Genomic DNA, 24,805 nt, shown 5'->3' with positions numbered 1-24,805 from the left:
GGGAATGCGGCTCTCAGAAAGTATTGTTTTGAGGTCATGCAGGCGCTCAAACTTACACGACCTCAAGACGACCCTGTCCTTCAATTCGTCCTAAAGAAGGAGCAGGAAGGAAAACCTTATAACGTAGCCAAGATGGCCGGCGTTAATAAGTTTCTCCGGATCTACTATGCCAGAGCAATGGAAACACTAAAGCAACAGTAAATCTAGATCTCATTATACAGGTTATTTTCAAATCCACAACCACTGTGGGTTTGGTTTTTGCACCCTTTTTAGGCTGTTGGAGCCTAAACTTTTTTATTTTACCCTTGACTTTTACATTAGCAAGATTTACTTTTTTATCTTAGCGTGGACCACCTTTAATATCAATATGAGAATTGCCATCACAGCAATTTGCACAAAGGTGACAAGAATCATAAGGCCACGCGATTCATAATAGCAGAAGTTGCCCCAATTTATAATCAGTTCAACAATTACGGTCAATAGGATGCTAAACCAAACATATCTGCGATTGATAAAGTAAAATACAACGGGCAGAATAAATGTTAATAGAAATACAATTGGCGACAAGAGATACTGAATGATTACTGCTAGCATTGTAAGCCCTCCAAATTCCGATTTATTGTTCCAGTAACATTATATCTTACGGGGAGAAGGAATACAAGAAAATGGTAAAAATGCCGAAAATTCTGCCACATCCCACTTTTTCTATGAGCTGCCGGCTCCCATTTTATTTTTGCTCACCTCACATCAAATTTCTAATAGCCGCCTTTCCCTTCTGATGATGTTGATTTTGTGGGAAGAATGTAAAATCACAGTTAGATTTCACTGTGTGGGTTGACAGGAAAACGTTTTTGTCATAATATAGACAAGAAGTTTGGCAAAACTGCATAGTGTCCGGTAGGTAAGGCTACCACAGGGATATGGATTGCTGCCGCAAAATGATGGAGACATCATGAGAGGGTTTGAACAGGCGATATCGAACACGAAGGTATCATCTAATGCAATTTCACCGCCTTGTGAGGCTAAAGCTTGAACGGTAGCGGGAATGCACGGTGCGTGTTTTCCCGACATTGGGTGAATTATTCTCCAATCGTACCGGACGGGCGATTGGAGAATATTTTATTTTTCTGGCGGCTTACTGGACAGACTGATACAGGAAAGGAGGACGCACACATGTTTGAACTGGAAAACGAGCGGACGGAGTTGTTGGAAAAAATTGAGGATTATATTATCCGAAAACGCTATGCCGAGCTGCGCGACCTCCTGGTTCCCATGGAGGCGCCGGATATCGCCCAATTGTGTGAGGATCTGGAGGAAGAAAAGCTGCCCCTGGTTTTTCGCCTTCTGCCCAAGGAGCTGGCGGCCGAGGTCTTTGTAGAGCTTGACAGCAACCAGCAGGAGCTCCTGATTCAGGGCTTTTCCAACACCGAGCTGAAAGAGGTTCTGGATGAACTGTACCTGGATGATACCGTTGACATTGTGGAAGAGATGCCCGCTATCGTGGTCAAGCGGATTCTGCGGCACTCCGACCCGGAGATGCGCAAGAGTATCAACGAAATTTTAAAATATCCGGAGGATTCCGCCGGCAGCATCATGACCACGGAGTTTGTGGACCTGAAGGAAACCATGACGGTGGAAGACGCACTGAAGCGCATACGCCGCACCGGCCCCGACAAGGAAACCATCAACGTTTCCTACGTCATTGATGACGGCCGTCACCTTATTGGGCTGGTATCCATTCGCACGCTGCTTTTGGCTGAGGATGACGATGTCATCGGCGACGTGATGGAGCGCCATATCATCTCCGTTCAAACGCTGGACGATCAGGAATCCACCGCCAGAACGCTCAGTAAATATGGATTTCTGGCTCTTCCAGTGGTGGATACAGAAAACCGGCTGGTCGGTATTGTCACCGTAGACGATGCCATGGACGTTCTGCAGGATGAGGTGACAGAGGATATTGAAAAGATGGCGGCTATGCTGCCCTCTGACAAGCCGTATCTCAAAACCAGCACCTTGGAAACTTTTAAAGCCCGGATTCCCTGGCTCTTGCTGCTGATGATTTCTGCCACCTTTACCGGACAGATCATTGCCAGCTTTGAAAATGCATTGGCAGCGGCCACCATTCTCACCGCCTATATTCCCATGCTGATGGACACCGGCGGCAACTGCGGCTCCCAGGCTAGTGTTACGGTTATTCGTGGTTTATCCTTGAATGAAATTGAATTTTCCGACATTTTCCGTGTTATCTGGAAGGAAATTCGTGTGGCAGTCGTCTGCGGTGCCACACTGGCCGCAGCAAATTTTGTGAAGTTGATGCTCGTGGACCGTATGCTGTTCCACAATCCACTAGTGACCATTCCTGTTGCGGCTGTCATCTGCTGCACCATGGTGTGCACGGTGCTGTGCGCCAAGCTGGTGGGCTGCACGCTTCCGCTTTTGGCAAAGCGAATTGGTTTTGACCCGGCAGTGATGGCCTCGCCCTTTATTACCACAATTGTAGACGCAATCTCTTTGCTGATCTACTTTCAGTTCGCCTCCGCTATCCTTGGTCTGTAAGGATTGCTTTCCAATAAAAAGACAGGTTCGGCAGCTTGCCGAACCTGTCTTTTTATTACTTATACAATTTTAAAACCTGTCGCGGCTGCTCCACAGGCCAAGGGCCGGATTCGGGATAAAAAAGATCCGCTTTCCATCTATCTGATTCCAGCCATATTGAAGCTTTTGGGGATCGTACTTTGCTGCAAGTGTATCATAATCGGCAGAGTTGAAGCCGACAGACTCCACTTCTGAGCGTTTGATTTGCTTGACAGCATAGGTAATCGTAAACCGACCGTCGGAGGACCCGTGGATCAAATGAGCAGCCGCCCCCATATTATCCCGCAAATCCTGGTTTTCCGGGCGCCGAAATTGTTCCAGCACAGACAGCCGTCCCCGGTAGCCATATTTTCGAATCAACCGATCCACCTGGAGGTCTTCTCCAAAGCGTTCCACGCCAGGAGCAAGAATCACCAGATTCCCGCCGTCGGCCATAGCCATTCTGGTCCGGTAGACCGCTTTATTTCCAAGCCATGTGCTTTTAAACTCCTTTGGATCCAGATACACCACGCAGGTCTGGATAGGCTCCTCCAGGAAAAACATATTTTTTTTCTGTGAGAGGTGGATTGCCTCCTCCAGAACCCGCCGGGTGTCTCCGATAAACAGGCCGTGGGTACGGGTTTGTCCTTCAGGTGCCGTGCAGACGGTCAAAACAAACACAATGGGGCGGTCCTGCAAATACTTTTCCATCGCATAGTCAAACATCTGCCGTACCGGGGAGTGGTCTCTGCCCATCATGCGTTCCATTCCGTAAACCGCGCCCACCATATGGCTTTTGTTGATCATATCGCTGCCGCCCACGCCCACAAACAGGTTTTTGGAGTGGTTGGCCATGCCGATGACTTCGTGAGGCACGACCTGTCCAATTGAAAGGATCAAATCATAGGCAGGATCCAGGACGCGGCGATCGATTTCCACCCGGATAGGATCACGCCACAGCCCACCGGTAGCCTGTTCAAGAAATGTCCCCGGCACTTCCCCCAATGAGACAACATCCGTTCTCCAATTGTGTATCTGGAACGACTCATACGGAATGTCGCCAAACATCGCAGCGGCCTCCTCACGGGATACCGGCACATGGGTTCCCAACGCCGGAAGAACATCTACCTGGCAGCCCCGTTCCCGCAGAAGGTGATAGTAAGTATTGGTGAGAAATCCCGCATTGGAATAAAACCGGGTGAAATCCGGCGGAATCAGCAGCACCCGGTGCAATGTCCTCCCCTCCAGGGAATGTTTCACTGCAGTCCGGAGTTCTTCTGCCGTCAGGCCGTCCTCCCGCTCCGTTTTGAAAAAGAGTTCCATTGCCTCTCCTTTACACGCCGCTGTATGCAGAGAATCCTCCGTCCACCGGCACCACAACGCCTGTGACAAAGCCAGAGGCATCTTCATCCACCAGCCATAAAAGGGTTCCCAGCAACTCCCCCGGGGTGCCAAAACGGCCCATGGGCGTAGCGCGCAAAATCTTGCCTGTTCTCGCAGTCGGCGTACCGTCCGGATTCCACAGGAGCGCCGCATTCTGCTCTGTAGAGAAAAATCCCGGCGCAATGGCATTGACGCGGATGCCGCTCTTGGCAAAATGAACCGCCAGCCATTGGGTGAAATTGGACACTGCCGCCTTGGCAGCAGAATAGGCGGGAATTTTTGTCAGAGGGGTAAATGCATTCATGGAACTGATATTTACAATGGTGCCTCCGTTCCCATTCGCCATATCCCGGGCAAAACATTGGGTAGGGAGCAGAGTGCCTTTCAAATTCAGGGAAAAAACCTGATCAAAGGCGGCCTCTTCCAAGTCAAAAAAACTCTTTTTCCCCGGTACTTCCAGCGTTTCCAGCGAGAAGAATTCGTCGTCCGTGGTTGCGGACGGGCGGTTCCCGCCCGCTCCGTTAATCAGAATTTGACAAGGGCCGAAGGCGTCCAGCACATTGCGGTGAGCCTCCTCCAGACTGGCTTTGTCCGTCACATCCGCCTGTACCGCAATGGCAGTTCCGCCGACGGCAAGGATTTCGTCCCGCAAGGTTTCCGCCATAGAAAACGTGCGGTTCAAGATTACAACACGGACGCCGCACACCGCCAGTGCTTTGGCAAACTCTCTGCACAATACGCCGGCACCGCCTGTAATGACAGCTGTTTTCCCGCGCAGGCTTGGATGTGCTTCAGCAATCATCGCTGCTTCCTCCTTATGCATTATAGGTGTTCGCCGTTGTGCTGCCGCCAGTGCCGGTCCAGTTGGTGTGGAAGAATTGGCCGCGGGGCGCATCCACTCTCTCATACGTATGCGCGCCGAAATAGTCCCTCTGGGCCTGCAGCAGGTTGGCCGGCAAACGCTCCGACGTATAGCCGTCAAAATAGTTTAAAGCGGCATTCATTGCCGGGGCCGGAACCCCCTGCAGGGCAGCCGTGGCCACCACATCGCGCCATGCCGGAACCAGCTCTGTCATGACCTTTTTAAAATAGGGATCTAAAATCAGATTTGACAAATTCGGATCGGCATCATAGGCCTCCTTGATTTTTCCCAGGAAGGCCGATCGGATAATGCAGCCGCCCCGCCACATCAACGCGATTCCGCCGTAATTCAGCGTCCAGCCATAGGTCTTTGCCGCTGCGCGCATCAGTGCATATCCCTGGGTATAGGAAATAATTTTTGAGGCTAACAGCGCCTTGCGGATATTTTCTGTAAAGGCGGCGCGGTCCCCGTCGAAAGAGACGGACCGCTTTTGGAACGCCTGTGCAGCAATCACGCGTTCTTCTTTCATGGCAGAGAGGCACCTGGCAAATACCGCTTCGCTGATAAGGGTCAGGGGTTCTCCCTCATCCAATGCGGCCACCGCCGTCCATTTTCCGGTTCCCTTCTGTCCGGCGGTATCCAAAATGTGATTCACCAGCGGCGTGCCGTCCTCATCCTTGTGCGCCAAAATGTTTCCGGTAATCTCAATGAGGTAGCTGTTCAGCTCCCCGAGATTCCACTCCGCGAAAACCTGGTGCATCTCATCGGCAGATAAACCCAGCAGAGTGTGCATCAGATGATATGCCTCGCAGATGAGCTGCATATCCCCATACTCGATACCGTTGTGAACCATTTTGACAAAATGACCTGCGCCATTTTCTCCCACCCAGTCACAGCAAGGTGTTCCATCCTCCACTTTGGCGCAGATGGCCTGGAAGATGGGTTTAACATGCGGCCACGCAGCGGGTGAACCGCCCGGCATCATGCTGGGCCCTCTCAGCGCCCCCTCTTCGCCGCCGGATACACCGGTGCCGATGTACAAAAGGCCTTTGGATTCCACGTACTGTGTCCGGCGAATGGTGTCCGGAAAATGGCTGTTTCCTCCATCGATGAGGATATCCCCCTTATCCAGAAGCGGCAGCAGCTGTTCTATCAGGTCATCTACTGCCTGTCCAGCTTTTACCATCATCATAATTTTTCTGGGACATTCCAGGCTCTCGGTCAGTTCCTGCAATGTGTGGCATGGCAGAATGTTTTTTCCCATCCCCCGGCCAGCGGCAAAGGCATCTACCCGTGCCGCTGTCCGGTTGAAAACCGCCACAGTAAACCCCTTGGACTCCATATTTAAGACCAGGTTTTCCCCCATTACTGCAAGGCCAATTAATCCAATATCGGCTTTTTTCATTGCTCTGCTCCCCCTCAGCGCTTCACCCGGGCGTTGCCTGCATAAATGCTCCAGATCTGCTCCTCATCCGCCGGTGTGGCATAGTCCGTCAGCAGCGTGGTAGTCAAGGCACCGCTCGCCCATCCAAATTGGATCCACTTCTCAGGATCCCATCCCCGGAGAGCCGCGTACAGCATACCGCCCACAAAGCCATCTCCGCCGCCGATGCGGTCCAGCACCGGAATCTCCCGGGGTTCTTCCGTGTACCACGTTCCATTGGAGAGCATCACAGCCCCCCAGAGATGTTCGTTGGCACTCTTTACCTGGCGAAGCGTGGTTGCAAATGTATGGGCATTGGGATAGGCTGCCCGGACACGCTCAATCATTTCTTGAAAGCTCTCAATTTTAGAAGCCAGTTCTTTTCCTCCGGCCTCAGGTCCACGAATCCCGAGAGCCAGCTGGAAATCCTCCTCATTGCCAATCAGAAAATCCGCAAGGGACGCAATTTCAGAAAAGATTGCTCGAAGTTCTTCTTCCCGGCCCTTCCAGAAGGACGCGCGGTAATTCAAATCAAAGGAAATTGCCGTGCCGTACTTCTTAGCCGTCCGGGCTAATTCCAGACAGAAGGTACCCGTCTCATGGCTCAGGGCCGCTACCAAGCCGGACAGGTGCAAAATTGCCACACCTTCCCGCCCAAACAGACGCTCCAGATCGAACTCCTCTATGGAGAGGGTGCAGCCCACCTCTCCGGCCCGGTCATTCCAGACCCGGGGTCCCCGAAGGCCATAGCCGCTGTCGGCAATATTGAATTGGTGACGATAGCCCCAAGCTCCACCCTGTGGTACTGTGGCTCCTTCATATTCGATGCCGCGGCTGCGCAGATTGGCTTGGATAAACTGTGCAATCGGGCTTCCCTCCACAAATTTGGTCAGGATTTTTGTCCGAAGTCCCAGCGCTGCGGAAACACTGAGCACATTCGATTCCGCCGAGGTGGCCTGCATTCGAAAAAGGTCGCTGGTATGGACGCATTGGCGTTCCATCGGGGTGATACGCACACCCATGCTGGTTGGGCACACCAAAGCGTATGTCACCTGCTCCAGAGGTTTCATGCCCATGCTCCTCCCTTATTTAATTTTGGCAAAAATCGTATCGATACGTTCCAATGCGCTGTTCAGATCCGCATCCGAGTGCTGGATACCAAATCCGCAGTGTGGCGGCTGGGGCCCCTTGCCCGGATCCACAAAGTACATGCCCGCATCCAGCGCTTCCCGGACAAAGGCACGTGCCTGCTGAAGATTATATGCCTTTTTCGCGGATCGCCAATTAAAGTCCGTCTCCGGATCCTCCACGCCGAAATATAGGCCGAACCGGGCACCCAAACCGCGGCAATGTCCCGGAATGCCATGCTTGTGGAACAGGTCGTTAATGCCGCCGTACAGCAGTTCCGCCTTATGGTCAATCTCATCGTAGAAATCCGGTTCCATGGCCATGCGGAAGCATTCCTTAGACGCCATAACCGGCATGAGTGCGCCGGTGTACGTACCGCTCATACCGACCTTGCCCAGTGGTGCCAGACTCTCCATCACCTTTTGCTTGCCGCACAATGCCGCAATCGGGAAACTGCCGCCGATGGCCTTGGCAAAGGTGGCCAGATCCGGCGTAACGCCATAGTAGGCCTGCGCAGAACCCGGCCGCATCCGGAGTCCGCAGATCACCTCGTCAAAAATCAGGACAATCCCCTCCCGGTCGCACAGTGTCCGGACCTTTTCCAGATACTCCTTGCGTCCCGGGTAACAGCCGCAGTTGAAGCTGACCGGCTCCAGGATAATGCAGGCTATCTGCCCTTGGTAACGCTCACATACCCGCTCCAGCTGTTCAATATTGTTGAACTCCACATTCTTTACAACGGATCGGAAGCATTCGGGGACGCCGGCGGTATCCGGAATTGTCTCCACCTCTCCCATGGCATCCTGGGTGCCTTCATTGTTATGGTTGTACCAAACCAGTTCATTCATACCATGGAAGTGCCCTTCCATCCGGATGCAGATGTCACGGCCGGTATAACCTCTGGCCAGACGCACCGCAGCCTGTGTCACCTCCGTGCCGGTATTGCCCAGGCGAATCCGTTCCGCGCAGGGGAACATCTTGCTCATCAGTTTTGCCAATTCCACATGATCCTTGGTTTCAAAATTCATGACTCCGCCGCGCTCCAGAGCTTTACGGGCGGCCTCCATCAGCCGGGGATGGTTATATCCAAACAGCGCCGCGCCGGCGGAGGTGTGAAAATCCAAATATGCCTTTCCGTCCACGTCATACAGATGGCTGCCATCAGCGTGGTCAACAAAAAGCGTGCTCTTCATAATACCGTGGTAGCGGTTGGCTGCGTCCACACCGCCCACATAATAATTTTGGGCTTCTTCAAACAGCTGCTGATTTCTTGACATATTCCATTCCTCCATCAATGTTATTGATCCCCACATGATTCATCCAAGGGATAAATCGGTCTGCGGCACTTCCGGAAAGGCAGCGTCTTTAAATTCCGGGTTGAATAGCCTGGAGTATCCACGTAGAGCCAGGATCCCATTACATCTGCATAGCAGGACATGAACGAGTGCGTGGCACGCATGGAGATAATCCCAAGTTCCGCCGGATCCAGGCCCATGGTGCGCAGCATTGCTTGGTCGTGGGAAATGCACACGTTTTCACAAAGGATGATATAGATGTTTCCCACGCGCAGCAGCGCCCGCATCCCCGGGCGGCTGATGAATCCCTTCATAGCGGGTCCCAGATGGACAAAGGGCTCCGGATTCAGCCTCAGCACCTCTGCATCCACGGAAATGCGCTGGTTGAATTCACCGCACTTGCCAAAGCCTCCAATGGAAAATGTACCATGGCCTCCTGCGCCAATGTGGACTGCCTGCTCCGTGCTCTCCCGGTCGGCAATCACCACAGCCGATGAGATATCCAGATTGGCTTCCAGAAGTGCCTGAAGCACTGCGGTGCCATCACCGCTGCCGCCGGCATTGGGAACATCGCCGTAGTCCACCAGGCAGATGGGCTTCGGCATGGTCCGGCAGCGCTCCAGCGCCTCCTGAATCTGGGGCATCGGCGGATAAAACTGCTCTCGCTTCTCCCATATTTCATTTAAGATGCCGGCAGCCTCTTGATCAAAGGAATCCCTCTGCTCTTCATCTTCTGCAAAAATGCAGATGCTGCAGTTGAGTTCCGGCACATCCAGCCAGGGCTGTGTCAGAAAAACCGATCCGCCCACCACACCGGGCTGCGCCAGCAGCACCTGGGTGCGGTGCATGATGGGCGCCATGGGGCTGTCAATCGTATTGGAATTTTCGCAGGACATAATCATGGGAATTTCATGATAAATTTTATAAGGCCGAACCCCCGTGCGCAGGATGTGCATCAGCTGTTCCGCAGTTCGATATCCCGTTTCATAGTGGTCCACGTGGGGATATGTCTGATAGCCTGAAGCACTGGTTAGAAGCCGGACCATTTTCTCTGTGAACATGGCGTGAAAGTCAAGAGAGGTGCAAACAGGCAAGTCCTCCCCGACAATCTCGCGCACCCCCTCCAGCAGGAAGCCCTCACAGTCATCCACCGCCGTGCTCTGCAGTGCGCCGTGCATCACCAGCAGCACACCATCCACTGCACCGGCGGCACGCAGGCTCTCAAAAAGCTGCGCCGCCATTTCCTGAAAGTCCCGATCGTCCAGCGGTCCGGATGTACAGGCTTGGGCAAAGAAGCCTGGTACTATCTCAACATCTGCCTCCTGATCCAGTCTGGCATAAACACCGCCCAGTTCCAGTGAAGTTCCCCGCATGCTCTCAAGTTCTGAGCCCTCCAGCCAAGTACGGAAGGTTTCCTTTGTGGCAAGAACCGGATTAAAGGAATTGACCTCCATCAAAATTCCACCGATAAATACTTTTATTTTTTTCTCCATCTCAAATTTCCCTACTTTCCATTTTGCAAGGTGATCTCCTGTCCCGTTAAACGCCCAAATTGGCCAGTGCAGGCAACCACGTACAGGTTTGCGGAACCAGCGCAACAATCAGCAGGCCCACCAGCAAAATGACAAACCACGGAATCAGCGCACGGATCAACCGGCCCATTGGAATTTCTCCCACCCGGTTGACGGCAAACAATACGACGCCAAACGGAGGGGACAGTACGCCGATCATCAGTGTCAGCACCACTACAACGCCAAGGTGTACCAAACTGACACCAAGCGAGGTGGCGATGGGAACAATGATGGGGGTCAGGATGGCGATGGCAGAAACGGTTTCCATGAACATTCCCACCAACAGCAGAATTCCTACCACAATCAGCATAAATACAATTTCATTGTCAATATCCCCCATCACGGAGGACATGATAATCTGAGGAATTCTGGCCTTTACCAAAGACGTTCCAAAGAGATTGGAGGTAGCCACCAAGGCGCACAGTCCCACGGAATCTGAAATGGTCTGCTTAATGACCTCCCCCAGCTCCCTAACGGTAATTTCCTTATAAACAAACAGTCCCAGGAACGCAGCATATACCACGGCAATGGCTGCGGATTCCGTAGGGGTAAAGAGTCCGGTGTAAATTCCAAGAAGAATAATCACCGGTGTCAGGCACGGTAAAAATCCCTCTTTGCAGGCGTGGAGAAACTCCCGCCCGGAAAGGAACTTTTCCCGCGGATAATTTCTGCGTTTTGCAACAGCAAACACCAACAGCATCATCAGCAAAGCCATGATGACGCCGGGTATCACGCCGGCGATAAACAACGCCCCCACCGAGGCGCCGGAAATGGTACCATACACCACCAAGGGCATACTGGGTGGAATAATCGGCCCTAATGTACTGGAAGCAGCAGTCACCGCACAGGAGAAATCCTTATCGTAGCCCGCATCCTCCATCGCTTTGATTTCAATGCGGCCCAAACCGCTTGCATCAGCAATGGCTGTGCCGGACATGCCCGCGAAGATAAAGCTTGCCAGAACATTCACGTGTCCAAGTCCTCCGGGCATCCACCCGACCAAACTTTTAGCGAATTTGAAAAGCCGGTCTGTCACGCCGCACTTATTCATCAGGTTGCCCGTCAACAGGAACAGCGGCACCGCCAGAATGGTAAAGCTGTTGATTCCCGCCACCATCTGGCCGGAAATCGTCGCCCATTTAATTCCTCCGCTGCAAAACATGATAAATACGGCCGAAACGCCAAGGGAGAAAGCCACTGGGAGCCCTATCAAAAACAGAACCAGCAGCAAAAGCAAGCCCCACATCGGACTCATTTGTCTCCCTCCTTTTCCTCTAATTCTTCAAACTGCTTCTTTCCCTCTTCCAGGATTTTCTCGTTTTGTTCATCCTGTGTAACATATACCATATCGCCGGTGACCAAGAAAATTGCACGCACCAAACTGAATAGTGCGCATAGCAGCAAACAGATAAACACCACCGCATAGAGCCAATTCATGTGAAACCAATCGTTGGAGGGCGCCAAAACACCCATTTGATTTTTCATCTGCAAAAAGGCGCTGTATGCGGCAACCATTGAAAATCCGGCCATAATGAGCTGAAAAAGCACCAGGAGCATCAGCCGGACTTTTTTCTTCCACTTATCCAGCAGCATAGTAATCGAGATATTGCTGCCATATAAGCAAGCAATCGGCCAAGCCAGGAATGTGTAAATCACATAGGAAAAACGTGCAAGTTCTTCTGTTCCTGCCAGGGAAATTCCCGCTTTCCGAGCCACGACCTGGATGATAATCAGTAGCGTAATCCCCACTAAAAGGGCTCCGTTTACAATTGTCACCGCTCTCTCCAATTTCCGGAACCCAGACTTCAAATGTTGCCTCATAAAACCTCCTAGAATGTCGTCCCGCAGACGGCTGGACTGCTTTTCTCAACACAAGAACCGATTGCCATCGCCGCCGGCATTTGCCGGCGGCGATGGCATCATCCAATTTTTGGATTTTTATTGGATGCCGGCGGCCTCCCGAACCTGATCCAGCGTAAATCCAGTCCAGGTATCCTGGAACAGCTGATCCCAGGCAGACTCAGACTTGGTAATGAAGCCAGAGATGTCGCACTCCACCACTTCACAGCCATTGTCAATCATAGTCTGCTTATATGCTTCCTCAGCGGCCATACAGTTCTTTTCAATCTCATCATTGATTTCCTTGGCAGCGCGATCCACAACCTCCTGATAGTTCTCAGGCAGAGATTCATACAGGCTGTTGGACATCCAAATGCAAGATGCTTCAACAATGTGCTTGGTTTCCATAATATAGTCCTGAACCTCATACAGGTTATAGCTCACCATCTGCTCCCATGGACCTTCGGAGGACTGTACCGCACCGGTCTGCAAAGAGGTATACAGTTCGTTGAGAGACAGGGGTACACACACAGCCCCGATGGCATTGAATACGGAGTTCATAACCACGTTGGTATTCATACGCAGCAAAACGCCCTGAATATCATCCACATTGCTGATAGCTACATTGGAGGACATGTTGCGGAATCCGCGATAGGCCAGCCCGCCCACATTTCTAGTGTTGTAGTTTTCTTCCAGCTCAGTCTTTGCTTCCTGAATCAGGTCACTGTCCCACAGGGTCATAATCTGGTCATAGGTTGTCACCATAAACGGAGCGGAGATAAATCCGTATTGCGGCAGGTGGGTCGTGATGGCGATGGTACCGCTATCGGTGAAGTCCAGTTCACCGGATTTCACTGCCATGATAGCATCCGCCTCATTATACAGTGTACCATCCGGAAACACATTCAAGGTAATGGTTCCATCTGAATATTCGTTCAACAGCTCGGCAAAATGATAGAGTCCGTCTACAATCGGGGTTCCGGTTGCATAAGTAGTGGAAAGATCCCAGGTATATTCCTGGTCAAATCCAGATCCCTCAGCAGGCGGGGTATCCGCTGGCGGCGTAATGTCTCCAGAGTTAGACTGGGTGGATCCGCAGCCGGTGAGCATGGCCGCAATCATCGCAATGGTCATCATGCATGCAAAAACTTTTTTCATTTTGATCTCTTCCTTTCCATTTATATAACAACACCTTTCGATGTCATTATTCCAAATCACTCGGGTGCAGGCTGGTAATTGTTTATTGGAAACGTCTATTTGTATTCTTAATGTATACATTTAATTGTAAATTAATCGCATGCTTTCTTTTTTGTAATTTTGATGTCACCGTCATTGCTTACTGATATGTGACCGCCCGCTTCTGCGCTTCAATCAGGTGTGCCTCGGTCGCTTGTGCCGCCCCATCGGCATCCCGCTTTGCAATGTGGGTCAGAATCCCCAGGTGCTCCTGAACGGAGGCAATGGCTGCCTTCTGACGTCGCTCAGAAATCAGGCCCTTTTCCGCCGCATCAAACATTGCAACCTGCATCCGGTTTTGTTCATAGAGATTCCTCATAATTTTAGTCAATTGACGGTTATCAATATACTGAAGAAGCGTCTGGTGATAATATTCATCCTCTCACAGCATATCCCGGTAGCCAGCAGCAAGGCAGTTCTGGCAACGCTCCACCAGATTGCGAATCACAGCGTCCGGCATATGCAGGCAAGCCACCCGGGTCACATACGGCTCCAATAAAAAGCGGATTTCAAAGCTGTTCGCCAGATCTTTTGCTGTAATCTCGCGGACAAAAATTCCCCGATTTGCAAAAATCTGAACCAAATTCTCTTCATTGAGCGCATTAATAGCCTCTCGAAACGGCGTCCTGCTTACCTGCAATTCTTCAATAATCTCTTTCTCGTTCAATGGCTGTCCAGGCCGATATTGTCCGTTTACAATTCTCTCCTTGATTACCTGATACACCTTTTCCCGCAAAACCATGGAATCCTCACCCAGCCATCAAATGTATACTTTATGTATTAATACTAGTATACTGGAGACCTATAGCTTTTTCAATTCAAACTTTTACGTAATTTTACACAAAGTTTTCGCAAAAATATTGTTGTGCAAAACAAGGCAGTTCAACATTTTATTGTTTTCCCGGCAAGCCCGGTACATAGTTTTTGCTCTGTCGCACACACTATCTGCGGCGGAAAGCCAAAGATTTTTCATGCAGGAGGATCATATTATGACGAAGGATTGCACCAACGGCGGCTGTGCCTGCACCCCCAACCAGAGCATCAAGTGCACTGTGAACAACTGTGCCCACCACTGTCAGGATAATCAGTACTGTGGTTTGGACACTATTCAGGTGGGAACTCACGAGGCAAATCCCACTCAGATCGAATGCACTGACTGTCAGAGTTTCAAGCTGAAATAAGCAAACCGCACGCACAGGGCTTCGGGGTCCGTATATGCCCCCGAAGCCCCTTTTCTTACATGAATGTCAGGAGATGAAGAACTCATATGCAAAAGCTTTGGGCAACACGAATTGCCGGTGGTGCAGCGGGCCTTGCCAACGGCTTGTTTGGAGGCGGAGGCGGGATGGTGTTTCTCCCCATCCTCTCCCGGGCAAACTTTCTCTCGCAGAGAAAATTGTACGCCACCTGTGTGGGAGTCATTTTCCCGGTGTGCCTGGTGTCCGCTGCCGTTTACTTTTTTCGGGGAGATCTTTCCCTTAGAACTGCTCTCCCTTATCTGCTTGGCGGCCTCATCGGCGGCTTTTTGGGTGGCAAGCTCTACGGAAAAGTCTCCACAAAATGGCTGAAATGGATGTTTGCCGCATTCCTCTTTTATGCGGGGGTGAAATATCTGATATGAAGGACCTGCTGCTTCCCTTTTTGTGCGGCCTGGGGGCCAGCATCATCTCTGCTTGGGGCGTAGGCGGCGGAACCCTGCTGCTGTTGGTGATGACCCTGTTTCTGGGGGTGGATCAACGCACTGCCCAAGGTATCAATCTTCTGTTTTTCCTGCCCACTGCGGTCAGTGCCCTAGTTTGCCATGCAAAAAACGGATTTCTTGACAAACCCACTTTAAAGAGTGCCGTTCCCACCGCAGTGGCAGCCGCTCTCATCGGTGCGTGGATCGCTACGGCAGTGGATGTTGAAATTCTGCGCAAGCCCTTTGGCGTATATCTTCTTCTCTCCGGTGTCAGTCTGGTCTGGCCTCAAAAGGAGAAAAAGCAGTGAGCCGGCAAAATGCCGGCCCACTTTTTTATGTGTTCATTACGGAAGATGGAAATCTTCAGCAGCTCCGTCAGCCTCTTCTGCGCTCTGGTTTAAGTCCAAGGTAATTTCCACCGGTTCGCCATCCCGCCAAAGGACAACCGGCATTTGCTCTCCCACACGATACTGGCGTCTGGCCCGCAGCAAGTCCCTGCTGCTCTCGGTAGCGATGCCGCCGGCGGAAAGGACAAAGTCCCCCTCTTTCACACCCGCCAAATCAGCGGAGGAGCCGGGTGTTACCTCCAGAACCTGGATTCCCCATAATCCATTCTCCAGCTGTACCCCCATCTGCATAACAGAAATGCCCAGCACTGGCTCCGGCTGTACTTCGCCGTAAGTGAGCAGGTCATTGACCAGATATCGGATGGACGCGGAGGGAATCGCAAAACCAAGCCCTTCGATGCTGGAATAGGAAGAACTCATTTTAATCGTATTGATGCCTACCACCTGACCATATCGGTTGATCAGCGGCCCGCCGGAGTTCCCGGAATTCAGCGCCGCGTTGGTTTGAATCAGGGTCATCGTCCGGCCATCCACCTGAACGTCCCGGTTAATGGCGGAAACAATGCCATCGGTCAGCGTTCCACGCAGCTCCGTCCCCAGCGGGTTTCCGATGGCACACACCGGATCGCCCACTGTCAGCAGGTCGGAGTCTCCGAACTCCGCCGCCGGCAAGCCTTCAAGATCCACTTTCAGCACAGCCAGGTCGTTTTTTGCATCGCCCGCTACATACTTTGCCTCATATTTTCGGCCGCTGTCGAGTGCCACCTCACAGTCCCGGCCGCCCTCCAGTACATGATAATTGGTGAGGATATAACCGTTTTCTGTAAAAATCACGCCGGTACCCACTGACATGCTGGTCTCTAATTGCGCCATCACCGTTACCACAGACGGGTTCACCCGGACATAGATCTCCTGGGTAGTCATCTCCGGGCCATGGCCAGTTTCCACCGTCAGCGCCGCCCCCTGGCCAATAGGATATGTTGAGATGGTGATTTCCTTGGACACCGGCTCGCTCGTCTGCACACCATATTCCCAGCGGTTCCATATGCGTGACTGGTTCCAGAAGTATGCGCCCGCCGCCATGGCAGCCGTCAAACCAAAGCACAGCAGAAACACCCAGAGGCCCGTCTTTTTCCGTTTTTTCCATGCAGCGGCAGGTACGGTGTTTCGGCCGGGCAGAGGGCGAACGTATGTTTCTACAATTTCTCCGGGCATAGGGCGGCAGTATACCTCCACCACTTCTTCGCCTGAAAGCAGCCCGTTGCCAGCAATCACGGCCCCATCTTCCCGTTTCGGCGCGGCAGCCTGTGTCATTTCCTTTTCTTCGTCCATGGACTCCTCATTCTGCGGTCAGCGAAAAGGTGAACGTCGTCACACCGTTCTCGCTGGTCACATTAATTTTCTCCTTATGCTGCTCCAAAATGGTCTTCACAATGTAAAGCCCCAGACCTACGCCGTCCTTATCCTCGCTGCGGGACTTGTCGCTCTTGTGAAACCGCTCAAACAGCAGGGGCAGCTCCTCTGCAGGAATCGTATCACCCAGATTCTGAACCGTTACCCGGGCCTTGCCGTCAATGGTCGCAACTCCCAGGTACAGCGTAGAGCCGGGCGTCGCAAACTTCGTGGCATTTTCCAGCAGGTTGTAAATTACCTGGGTAATCATGTCATTATCGCCAAGCACCAAAATCGGTTCCTCGGGTATATCGGCATCCACGTCCAGATTCCGGTCATTGATTTTTCTTTCCATGGAAATTAAGACCCGGCGCATACTCTCACAAATATCAAAGTGACTGCCGCCGCGCAGGGGATCGATGGCCTGCAGCTGACTGACATCCAGCATCCGCCGCACCAGGCGGGAAAGGCGGCGGCTCTCATTGGAGATGATCTGCAGATACTGCCGCTCGTTTTCCGGTGGAATGGTTCCATCCAGAATTCCGTCTGTATAGCCGGCAATGGTTGTCATAGGTGTTTTCAGTTCATGGGAGATGTTGGCAATAAACTCTCTTCTCTGCCGCTCCGTCTGCTGCAGTGTCTCGGCCATGTTGTTAAAGGAGGCCGCCAGCTCGCCGACCTCATCATTCCGGCCGTAATTATTCATACGGATATCAAAGTCACCCTCCGCATACCGCCTGGTGGCCTGGGCCATCTCCCGGATGGGCTGCACCTGTCGCATTGCGGTAATGGAGGATGCCATGAAGGAGATCATCAGCACTACAAAAGCTGTCATAAAAAAGAGGCCGACAAACCCCTGCCACATGGCATCCAAGGAAGCGCTGGTGGATACTGCATAAACCAGTCCCGCAGCCTCCTGCGATCCGGTCATCCGCGCCGGGACACCGACTACAAACCGCTTGCTCTCATACAGGCCGTTCAAATTGCTCCGCCGGGAACAGGCGCCCTTTTCCAGCACCTCTGCCGTCATATCTCCAGGTATAGTCACCACCATGCCCTCTAAATCCTGATCTGTGGAGAGCATCACATGACCCTGTATATCGCAGATCATAAAATCCACATCTGACACAGTCGCAGCAAAGGAGGCCAGCTGCTGCAAATCCGCCTCATCCTGAAAGCCGCCGTTTTCCAGATAGCTGACAGACAGTTGGGCCACCATCTGCGCCTTGGCCTGCAGCTCCTCGCTTTTTTGCCCCCTGGCATAATTATAGCTCAGCGAGAAAAAAGATGCCCCCAGCAAAAATAGCGTCAGCATAACCATGCCGGCAGTAACAAATAGCTGCCGCCAGTACAGTCCTTGAAACCTTTTGCCGAGTTTATTCATCACCATGCGCCCTTACACCCCGCACAATTACCGGTCTTGCGGCTATCCTTTCCTGTTCTCAAATGTATCACTGCGTCAAATTGCACCGGCGCCGCTTCCCGCCGCCCTGCCTGCATAATCAGTTGCTCTTTTCCGTCTGCTGCGCACCCAGCTCAAACTTATAGCCTACGCCCCAGACTGTTTTCAGCGCCCATTGATCGCTGACGTTTTCCACCTTTTCCCGAAGGCGCTTGATGTGAACATCCACCGTGCGGCTGTCTCCGAAATAGTCAAAGCCCCAAACCTCATCCAGCAGCTGGTTGCGTGTATAGACCCGATTCGGTGTGGAGGCAAGGTGGTAGAGCAGCTCCAGCTCTTTGGGCGGGGTGTCAATTTTTTTACCGTCTACAATCAGTTCATAGGAGTCCAGGTCTATCACCAGCTTGTCAAAGGTCAGGCGTTTGGTGGTGTCATTTGGAATTTCTGTTCTCCGCAGGACCGCATTGATGCGGGCAATCAATTCTTTCATCTCAAAGGGCTTGACAATATAGTCATCAGCCCCCATCTCCAGCCCCTGAATCCGGTCAAAGACCTCACTTTTCGCCGTGAGCATGATAATCGGCACTTTACTGGTTTCCCGGATCTTGGCGCAGACTGACCACCCGTCCATTACCGGCAGCATGATATCCAGCAAAATCAGATCGGGAACCTGCTTCTGGAATTCTTCAATGGCCTTTCCGCCGTCTCCGGCAATACGGACGTCGAATCCCTCCTTCACCAAATACATGTGAATCAGATCGGAGATATTATGGTCATCTTCTACGACCAAAATGTTACGTCCCATCGTGCTCCCTCCCATTTTTGCAATTCCGTGGTTTCATTATACCTGGTTTCACCGGATGGTGTTGAATTTTCTGTAAATTTGACGCTGCCTCTCATACGGTCTCCGTCAGGGCCAGGCAGCGGTTATCTGCCTTGGCAGCAGCCACTAGAAAGGCCCGCAGACCCGCCTCATCTGCGCTGTCACCCAACCATACGGAAGCCGTCCCCTTCTGTCCCGTTACCCGCTGCAGAAGTGTATCAGCGGCAGATGCACTTTTCAGCGGATAAGCCGACCGATCCAACGCAGCTTTCAGGCAGCAGTAGCCGGCGTTCTCCGCCTCTGCCTTAGCCTGTTCCGTAACATCTTCCAAAAAGGCAAGGCGTGTTTTCCTGCAAGTGGCCCGCTCCAGAGCGCGGTTTCCCTGCTCCAGCTGTTCCAGCACAGACAGCTCCTGATTCTCGGCGTCTGCCAGCAAGCCAATGCCTTGACCCGCGGCTTCCATGCGCCGCAGCAAATCCCCTTGCTCTTCCAAAAAATCCAAGGTGCAGTAAAACACTACCTGGCCCCCATTGCGATCCAGCACATCCAAAAGCCCTTCCACTGCAACAGCATCCGACGCCTTCAAGCACAAGTACACCGTCTTTCCCTGCTGAGTCGTAATCTCTTCTGCGGGGTCGTCAGACGGCGTTTCCATAGGCGTCTCTTCCGGTTCCTTCCCCTTTAAATAATCCGCGTACCGGGTCTCCATTAAATAAGTCGCCGCGTCAGCAAAGTCCTTGTCATCAGGGATTGCCGTCTTATCGTTGCGGATCCGCACCAAATAGCCGTGATAGCTGCCTTCCCGATCCACCCGGGTGCTGCTGTACGTGAGGCTGAAGAAATAAGCCACCAGGGAAACCGGAATAAACACCCTTCCATTGCGTTGGATGCTGGCCGGATAATAGCTGATCCCCTGGTCATCCTGGACGGTTTCCATCACCAAGTCGAATATAAGCGACCGCCCGTCCGCCGACAGCACCAGCACTTGTTTGGCAGTATTCAGTGAGCGGTAAATTCCCAAAAGTTTTCCTGGAGTATTGTCCGCCATTGTAAAGATGCTGCTGTCTACATACAGGTAACCTCCGGACCAAAAGGGCATGCTCTCATCTGTCAGTGGCAGGACATTGGCGTTGATTGCAGTAAAATAGACGGGTCGGGCAGCCAGCGCAGGTACAAAGCCCATCTGAACCATCAGCAGCAGTGCGCATACAAGTGCCAGGATCCTATGCTTCATTTCCTCCGCCTCCCCCACCGTTTCTTAGAATAGTATATTTTATCACATTTTTATGCTTATTGTAAAGGATCATCCAGGCTGAGAATAGGCCTCCACCGTAACACCGCTATAATAATGCGTCAGGATTTCCTGATAATCCGCCCCATCTTTTGCCATCTGGTTGGCTCCGTATTGGCTCATCCCCACACCATGACCGTAGCCGGTAACGAAAAATACCAGATTTCCATTCTGCACTTCCCACTCAAAGCATGCAGACCGAAGCCCGAGAATGGTCCGTAATTCCGTTCCCTTTACAGTTATCCCTCCTACAGACAGCGTCTCCACACTGCCGGCACTGTCCATGACGGCATTCTTCAGCCAGCCGCCGATCTCTCCGGACAGGTTCGCCTCCGGATGCGCCGCCAGAAATTTTTCACGGAATTCCGCAGCGGTAAACTCCGCCCGGCTGTAATAATTGGGAATTGCGTCTCCAGCCTCAGGAGAAGTCACACTCTGGAGATAGGGCAGATCATTCAGCCACACAGATCCGGATGCCCGTGTCTGCCCGGCGGAAGAGGAATGAAAGACTGCCAGGATGGGAATACCGCCGTAGAGAATGGTCATGCCATCTGTGTCCCGGACGGCGGACTCAATTTTCTCCTCGTATGCGTCGGCATCCTTCCCCCAGTTATTGCGGGCCGCGTCCTCTGCAATGTATGCCTGGCAGCAGGTGGAGTCTGTGCAGATATCCGCTGTCTCTCCGTGATTTCCTCCGCTTTGGATTTTATACAGCGTATAGGTCCGGGCCGCTACCGCCTGCGCCTTCAGTGCCTCCGGCTCAAAAGAGGCCGGCATCTCGGCCCGGACGACGCCCACCAAATATTCTCCAAGCGTCATCTCCTCCACCGCGTCTCCATTCAGCACCTTTAAAACAGTTTTCCCGTCCAGTTCTCCCGGCGTGAAAGGCTCTCCCTCCGACTCCTGAACCGGGCTCTCTGTGGAAAACAGCTCTGACCGGAAGGGTACAATCACCGCCAACGGCAGTGCAAACAACAGCACCAGTAATATAACAGATACGGCGACACTCTGCCGGACATTGGAGTTGCGTTTCATGGTTTTCCTCCTCTTTCGTTTCCTAGTGGTTGTCCTTCCACTGTATGCGCCTGTTCCCCGAAAGATGAGGCCGGCATGGACAAACGAATTTCCCCGTGATATAATAGCCGCAAAATACCTATGATCGTGCTTATCGCCCTTTCTGGATGGCAGGATGGCCAACCGCCAGGCGGCTTACGTCCGTTCTTCCTCCTGCTTGAAGGAACTGCCAGGCAAATTCAGCATCTCCATTACTGTCCGAAGGGATTTTTGAACAATATGAAAAAGTATTTGTATATTCCCATGCTGACCCTGGCGGGGACTGCCGCCGCCTTTCTGCTGTGGTTTTTGTTCTGCCGCACCGGCTTTGAGCCAGACACCGGACTCCCTATTTCCGGGAACCTGTACGGTTATCTGTTTCTGGGGCTTCTGGCAGTGCTTGCGGTTCTCTTTTTGATTATCTGCAAGCAGCTGCCCGATGAAAGGGAGTTTGCGCCCTCTTTTTCCACTGCATTTTCCACTTCCAGTCCCGCCCTTTTGACAGTGCCGGTAGCCGGCCTTTTTCTTTTGGCGGCCTCAGGCCTCTTCGATTTGTACAGCGGCTTTTTGGTAAATGCATCCCGAGCAGAGATCATCGCAGGTGTCCTGACTGCAATCTCCGCCGCCGCCCTCTTTCCGGCAGTAACGGTATGCCGCAGGCATTCATCTGCCGAAGCGCCGCACCTTAACAGCTCCAATATGCTGCTGGTTCCGGTATGTTGTCTGGTAGTACGGTTGGTCTTGACCTATCGGACCGCTTCCATCAATCCGTCACTTTCCTCTTATTATGTGGAAATTTTGGCCCTGGTCTTTCTGACGCTTGGTTTTTACCGGCTCTCTTCGTTTGCTTTCCAGGCAGGACGAACCCGGCGTTTTGCCTTGTATGTTATGCCCGCCGTTGTGTTATGCGGTTCTGCATTGGCGGGCGGCCATGATATCTCCTCCGCCCTCCTGTACGCCGGTGGTGCTGTTACGCTGCTGGGCTTTCTGCTTCTGCGGCTGGATGCCATGTCCGCGGTATGGAACCATAACGATCTATAACCCAGTTTAACACAAGAGCCCTGTCGAAGCCACCTTCTTAGACAGGGCTCTTCTTAGAAACAGAAACAGGGCCAGCTTTTCAGCTGGCCCTGTTTCTGTTTTGGAAGATTGGATGAAAAGAAGTTTTGTCTCTTGCAAGTATTAAGATACAGGAGAGTTGTTAAGCAAACCAGCGCCAATTGTTACAAAAGTTTTAAATATAACAATCTTTCGCAAAAATTTTATGTCAACTCCTTTCAGCTTCCCGGATCCCGCTGAAAAAGTCCGACAGCACTTTCCGGCATGGTTCCTCCAGTATGCCGCCCACCAGGGCGGGAGGGTTCGGAAATGACTCCATGAAAAGGTTCGTTACTCCTCCGCAAGCCCCCATCGCCCCGTCTCTGGCACCGTACCACACTCTGGAGATTCGTGCATTAAGAATTGCCCCTGCACACATAGGACACGGCTCTAACGTGACATAGAGCTCACAATCTTCTAAACGCCACGTGCCGAGCAGCTTATTTGCCCCGGCAATGGCCTCCATTTCTGCATGGGAGCAGGTAGCTTGCTTTTCCTCCCGACGGTTGCGGCCCCGGCCCACGATTTCCCCATTTCGGACAATGACGCAGCCCACCGGTACCTCTCCGGCATCTGCGGCTTCCTGTGCCAGTGCAAGGGCCTGCGCCATATACTGTTCCTGTTTTGTTTCCATCTTTTTCCCTCCCAGCTGCATGAAATCTGGCATATTTGTCCAAACTCCCCGTAGAAATAATGTTAGGAGGGACCTGCCATGAAAACCGTTCTCTTTTCAAAAAAAAATACCCAGCCCGATCCAGAGCTGCTGGCACTGAAGGAAGAGCTGCTGAGTGCCCAGGGAGATCTGGCTCAGGCGTACCATCAGTTTGATCAGGCTTTGGATCCGGAACTGGTAGAGTCCTGTGTCTACCAGATCAGCGCTGTGAAAGCCCGATGCAATTACTTGATCCGCGCCATTAAGGAACGCAGCCCGGATACCGCTGCCGCCGTACAAGTGGAGGGGAATACCACATGGACCTGAATCAAAAAGTCATTGCCGTCATCCTGGCGAGCTTTTTTCTCATCGCCCTGCTGCGAATCTTCAGCACGCCATTTCGATTGGCGCTGAAGCTGCTGGCCAATACGCTGCTGGGCTTTCTGGCACTATGGGCAGTGAATTTGACGGCCGGCGTCACTGGTATTGTTCTGGGGCTGAATCTGTGGAATGCCTTGGTCATTGGAGTGCTGGGGCTGCCGGGCTTTGCACTGCTCTTGTTGGTACAATGGATTTTATAGGCTACATAGGAGCACACGGAGGAGCGCTGCGCTCTTCCGTGTTTTTTTTGCGCAAAATTAAAATTAAAAAGTTAGAATTCAAGAGATATTCAAAGAAATTAAAAGATATTTAAAGCATTTATCAGGATAAATACTTTTCCCGTTGACAGTCCGCGTTCTGTATGCTATAAATAGTCTTGCTCCGATTTTACCCCGGAGCCTTTGATTTGTAAAGCAATCCAAAGAATTTCAATATACGGAGGAAACACCATGTCCACTTTTATGGCAAACAAGGCCAACATTGAGCGTAAGTGGTACATCCTGGACGCTGCGGGCAAGCCCCTGGGCAAGACCGCTGTCCGGGCTGCGGATCTGCTGCGCGGCAAGACCAAGCCCACTTACACTCCCAATGCTGACTGCGGTGACAATGTCATCATCATCAATGTCGGTAAGGCTGTCCTGACCGGCAACAAGGGAACCCAGAAGATTTATCGCACCCACTCCGGCTGGGTAGGCGGTCTGAAGGAGACTCCCTACCGCATCCTGATGCAGGAGAAGCCCGATGTAGCTATGCGGGTGGCAATCCGCGGCATGATGCCGAAAAACACCATCTCCAGAGACGCTCTGAAGCGCCTGCACATCTATGCCGACGCAAACTATGAGCAGCAGGCCCAGAAGCCCGTGGCTCTGGACGTTGAATAAGGAGGAGCAAGAGCATGTATCAGTCTAAGAAGCCCTATCTGTATGGTACCGGCCGCCGGAAGTCTTCCGTGGCCCGCGTCCATCTGTTCCCCAACGGCACCGGCTCCATCACCATCAACGGCCGTGACATCGATGAGTATTTCGGCCTGGATACCCTGAAGATGGTCGTTCGCCAGCCTCTGGATGCCACTGGCAATACCGGCAAGATGGATATTGTTGCGACAGTTGCCGGCGGCGGCGTGTCCGGTCAGGCCGGCGCTTTGCGTCATGGCATTGCCCGCGCCCTGCTGCTGGCAAGCGAGGACAACCGTCCCATCCTGAAGAAGGCCGGTTTCCTGACCCGCGATCCTCGCATGAAGGAGCGTAAGAAGTACGGCCTCAAGGCCGCCCGTCGTGCTCCCCAGTTCTCCAAGCGCTGATTTGTTTTCAGCTTCTCAAGAGTGCCGTCCTGTATGGGCGGCGCTCTTTTTTATATCAAGCACAGGGCGGC

The 24,805-nt window shown here is 52.4% G+C and carries 25 protein-coding genes, 2 pseudogenes and 1 riboswitch; of the genes and pseudogenes, 10 read left to right on the top strand and 17 right to left on the bottom strand.

The annotated features are described in order from the left end of the window. Window positions 1–201: pseudogene (locus BMZ81_RS14175) on the top strand (IS110 family transposase); the annotation flags it as partial. A 685-nt stretch (window positions 202–886) separates the two neighbouring features. Beyond that, a riboswitch (M-box (ykoK) riboswitch) is annotated at window positions 887–1,051 on the top strand. A 122-nt stretch (window positions 1,052–1,173) separates the two neighbouring features. Beyond that, complete coding sequence (mgtE, locus tag BMZ81_RS07860) at window positions 1,174–2,559, top strand: magnesium transporter (RefSeq protein WP_091130607.1); 1,386 nt, start codon at window positions 1,174–1,176, stop codon at window positions 2,557–2,559. 69 nt (window positions 2,560–2,628) lie between these two features. On the opposite strand, the gene BMZ81_RS07855 is transcribed toward mgtE, so the two are convergent. The 11 genes and pseudogenes from BMZ81_RS07855 to BMZ81_RS07805 all read right to left on the bottom strand — a co-directional run bounded on the left by BMZ81_RS07855 (window position 2,629) and on the right by BMZ81_RS07805 (window position 14,056). Beyond that, a complete protein-coding gene (locus BMZ81_RS07855) occupies window positions 2,629–3,900 on the bottom strand; it encodes a nickel-dependent putative hexonate epimerase (protein ID WP_091130606.1) in 1,272 nt (423 codons plus the stop codon). A gap of 10 nt (window positions 3,901–3,910) precedes the next feature. Further along, the gene (locus BMZ81_RS07850) at window positions 3,911–4,762 is read right to left on the bottom strand and encodes an SDR family oxidoreductase (protein ID WP_091130605.1); all 852 of its coding nucleotides are present in this window, start codon (window positions 4,760–4,762) and stop codon (window positions 3,911–3,913) included. Between the two features lie 13 nt (window positions 4,763–4,775). Next, window positions 4,776–6,227 (bottom strand): decarboxylating NADP(+)-dependent phosphogluconate dehydrogenase, encoded by a 1,452-nt coding sequence (gnd, locus tag BMZ81_RS07845; protein ID WP_091130604.1) that lies wholly within the window; start codon window positions 6,225–6,227, stop codon window positions 4,776–4,778. Window positions 6,228–6,241: 14 nt separating this feature from the next. Then, window positions 6,242–7,315 (bottom strand): PfkB family carbohydrate kinase, encoded by a 1,074-nt coding sequence (locus tag BMZ81_RS07840; RefSeq protein WP_091130601.1) that lies wholly within the window; start codon window positions 7,313–7,315, stop codon window positions 6,242–6,244. A gap of 15 nt (window positions 7,316–7,330) precedes the next feature. After that, window positions 7,331–8,650 (bottom strand): aspartate aminotransferase family protein, encoded by a 1,320-nt coding sequence (locus BMZ81_RS07835; RefSeq protein ID WP_177187243.1) that lies wholly within the window; start codon window positions 8,648–8,650, stop codon window positions 7,331–7,333. Window positions 8,651–8,670: 20 nt separating this feature from the next. Continuing rightward, window positions 8,671–10,161: a M81 family metallopeptidase gene (locus tag BMZ81_RS07830; protein ID WP_091130594.1), complete on the bottom strand. Its 1,491-nt coding sequence runs from the start codon at window positions 10,159–10,161 to the stop codon at window positions 8,671–8,673. A 46-nt stretch (window positions 10,162–10,207) separates the two neighbouring features. Then, complete coding sequence (locus BMZ81_RS07825) at window positions 10,208–11,494, bottom strand: TRAP transporter large permease (RefSeq protein ID WP_091130592.1); 1,287 nt, start codon at window positions 11,492–11,494, stop codon at window positions 10,208–10,210. Beyond that, a complete protein-coding gene (locus BMZ81_RS07820) occupies window positions 11,491–12,060 on the bottom strand; it encodes a TRAP transporter small permease (protein WP_091130590.1) in 570 nt (189 codons plus the stop codon). Before BMZ81_RS07820 ends, BMZ81_RS07825 begins: the two co-directional genes overlap by 4 nt. Window positions 12,061–12,177: 117 nt before the next feature. Then, the gene (locus tag BMZ81_RS07815) at window positions 12,178–13,236 is read right to left on the bottom strand and encodes a TRAP transporter substrate-binding protein (protein WP_177187242.1); all 1,059 of its coding nucleotides are present in this window, start codon (window positions 13,234–13,236) and stop codon (window positions 12,178–12,180) included. Between the two features lie 178 nt (window positions 13,237–13,414). Next, window positions 13,415–13,681: pseudogene (locus BMZ81_RS07810) on the bottom strand (FCD domain-containing protein); the annotation flags it as partial. Window positions 13,682–13,696: 15 nt separating this feature from the next. After that, window positions 13,697–14,056 carry a GntR family transcriptional regulator gene (locus BMZ81_RS07805; protein ID WP_091130585.1) on the bottom strand — a complete coding sequence of 120 codons (360 nt, stop codon included), beginning with the start codon at window positions 14,054–14,056 and terminating at the stop codon, window positions 13,697–13,699. Window positions 14,057–14,303: 247 nt separating this feature from the next. Here BMZ81_RS07805 and BMZ81_RS07800 point away from each other — a divergent pair, with 247 nt between their 5' ends. From BMZ81_RS07800 to BMZ81_RS07790, 3 genes are all read left to right on the top strand, one after another. Beyond that, the gene (locus tag BMZ81_RS07800; protein WP_091130582.1) at window positions 14,304–14,495 is read left to right on the top strand and encodes a DUF1540 domain-containing protein; all 192 of its coding nucleotides are present in this window, start codon (window positions 14,304–14,306) and stop codon (window positions 14,493–14,495) included. Between the two features lie 86 nt (window positions 14,496–14,581). After that, on the top strand, window positions 14,582–14,935 hold the full coding sequence (locus BMZ81_RS07795) for a TSUP family transporter (RefSeq protein WP_091130579.1): 354 nt from the start codon (window positions 14,582–14,584) through the stop codon (window positions 14,933–14,935). After that, window positions 14,932–15,303: a sulfite exporter TauE/SafE family protein gene (locus BMZ81_RS07790; protein WP_091130577.1), complete on the top strand. Its 372-nt coding sequence runs from the start codon at window positions 14,932–14,934 to the stop codon at window positions 15,301–15,303. The genes BMZ81_RS07795 and BMZ81_RS07790 overlap by 4 nt, the downstream gene beginning before the upstream one ends. Window positions 15,304–15,339: 36 nt before the next feature. Here BMZ81_RS07790 and BMZ81_RS07785 read toward each other — a convergent pair whose 3' ends face one another. The 5 genes from BMZ81_RS07785 to spoIID all read right to left on the bottom strand — a co-directional run bounded on the left by BMZ81_RS07785 (window position 15,340) and on the right by spoIID (window position 21,285). Next, window positions 15,340–16,674, bottom strand: a complete 1,335-nt coding sequence (locus tag BMZ81_RS07785; RefSeq protein ID WP_091130575.1) for a S1C family serine protease — start codon at window positions 16,672–16,674, stop codon at window positions 15,340–15,342. 7 nt (window positions 16,675–16,681) lie between these two features. After that, complete coding sequence (locus BMZ81_RS07780) at window positions 16,682–18,118, bottom strand: sensor histidine kinase (protein WP_091130621.1); 1,437 nt, start codon at window positions 18,116–18,118, stop codon at window positions 16,682–16,684. Window positions 18,119–18,236: 118 nt separating this feature from the next. Next, a complete protein-coding gene (locus BMZ81_RS07775; protein WP_091130573.1) occupies window positions 18,237–18,941 on the bottom strand; it encodes a response regulator transcription factor in 705 nt (234 codons plus the stop codon). Between the two features lie 91 nt (window positions 18,942–19,032). Then, window positions 19,033–20,193 carry a polysaccharide deacetylase family protein gene (locus tag BMZ81_RS07770; protein WP_091130571.1) on the bottom strand — a complete coding sequence of 387 codons (1,161 nt, stop codon included), beginning with the start codon at window positions 20,191–20,193 and terminating at the stop codon, window positions 19,033–19,035. A gap of 69 nt (window positions 20,194–20,262) precedes the next feature. Next, complete coding sequence (gene spoIID, locus BMZ81_RS07765; protein WP_091130567.1) at window positions 20,263–21,285, bottom strand: stage II sporulation protein D; 1,023 nt, start codon at window positions 21,283–21,285, stop codon at window positions 20,263–20,265. Window positions 21,286–21,543: 258 nt separating this feature from the next. On the opposite strand from spoIID, the gene BMZ81_RS07760 reads away from it, so the two are divergent. Further along, window positions 21,544–22,344: a hypothetical protein gene (locus BMZ81_RS07760; protein ID WP_143072752.1), complete on the top strand. Its 801-nt coding sequence runs from the start codon at window positions 21,544–21,546 to the stop codon at window positions 22,342–22,344. A gap of 226 nt (window positions 22,345–22,570) precedes the next feature. On the opposite strand, the gene BMZ81_RS07755 is transcribed toward BMZ81_RS07760, so the two are convergent. Continuing rightward, entirely contained in the window at window positions 22,571–23,035 is a 465-nt protein-coding gene (locus BMZ81_RS07755; RefSeq protein WP_091130619.1) for a nucleoside deaminase, read from the bottom strand. Window positions 23,036–23,113: 78 nt separating this feature from the next. Here BMZ81_RS07755 and BMZ81_RS07750 point away from each other — a divergent pair, with 78 nt between their 5' ends. From BMZ81_RS07750 to rpsI, 4 genes are all read left to right on the top strand, one after another. After that, window positions 23,114–23,380 carry a DUF2508 family protein gene (locus tag BMZ81_RS07750; RefSeq protein WP_091130565.1) on the top strand — a complete coding sequence of 89 codons (267 nt, stop codon included), beginning with the start codon at window positions 23,114–23,116 and terminating at the stop codon, window positions 23,378–23,380. Next, window positions 23,371–23,634: a pro-sigmaK processing inhibitor BofA family protein gene (locus BMZ81_RS07745; protein WP_091130563.1), complete on the top strand. Its 264-nt coding sequence runs from the start codon at window positions 23,371–23,373 to the stop codon at window positions 23,632–23,634. Before BMZ81_RS07750 ends, BMZ81_RS07745 begins: the two co-directional genes overlap by 10 nt. A gap of 249 nt (window positions 23,635–23,883) precedes the next feature. Then, window positions 23,884–24,315, top strand: coding sequence for a 50S ribosomal protein L13 (rplM, locus tag BMZ81_RS07740; RefSeq protein ID WP_091130562.1), 432 nt, complete (start codon window positions 23,884–23,886; stop codon window positions 24,313–24,315). A 14-nt stretch (window positions 24,316–24,329) separates the two neighbouring features. After that, on the top strand, window positions 24,330–24,734 hold the full coding sequence (gene rpsI / locus BMZ81_RS07735) for a 30S ribosomal protein S9 (protein ID WP_091130560.1): 405 nt from the start codon (window positions 24,330–24,332) through the stop codon (window positions 24,732–24,734). The last annotated feature ends 71 nt before the right edge of the window (window positions 24,735–24,805 follow it).

Origin of the sequence: Oscillibacter sp. PC13 (assembly GCF_900115635.1) — a bacterium.
In the GTDB taxonomy this organism is placed as follows: Bacteria; Bacillota; Clostridia; order Oscillospirales; family Oscillospiraceae; genus Oscillibacter.
The sequence above is the reverse complement of the archived record's forward strand: the minus strand, read 5'-3'. Positions and strand labels throughout refer to the sequence as shown.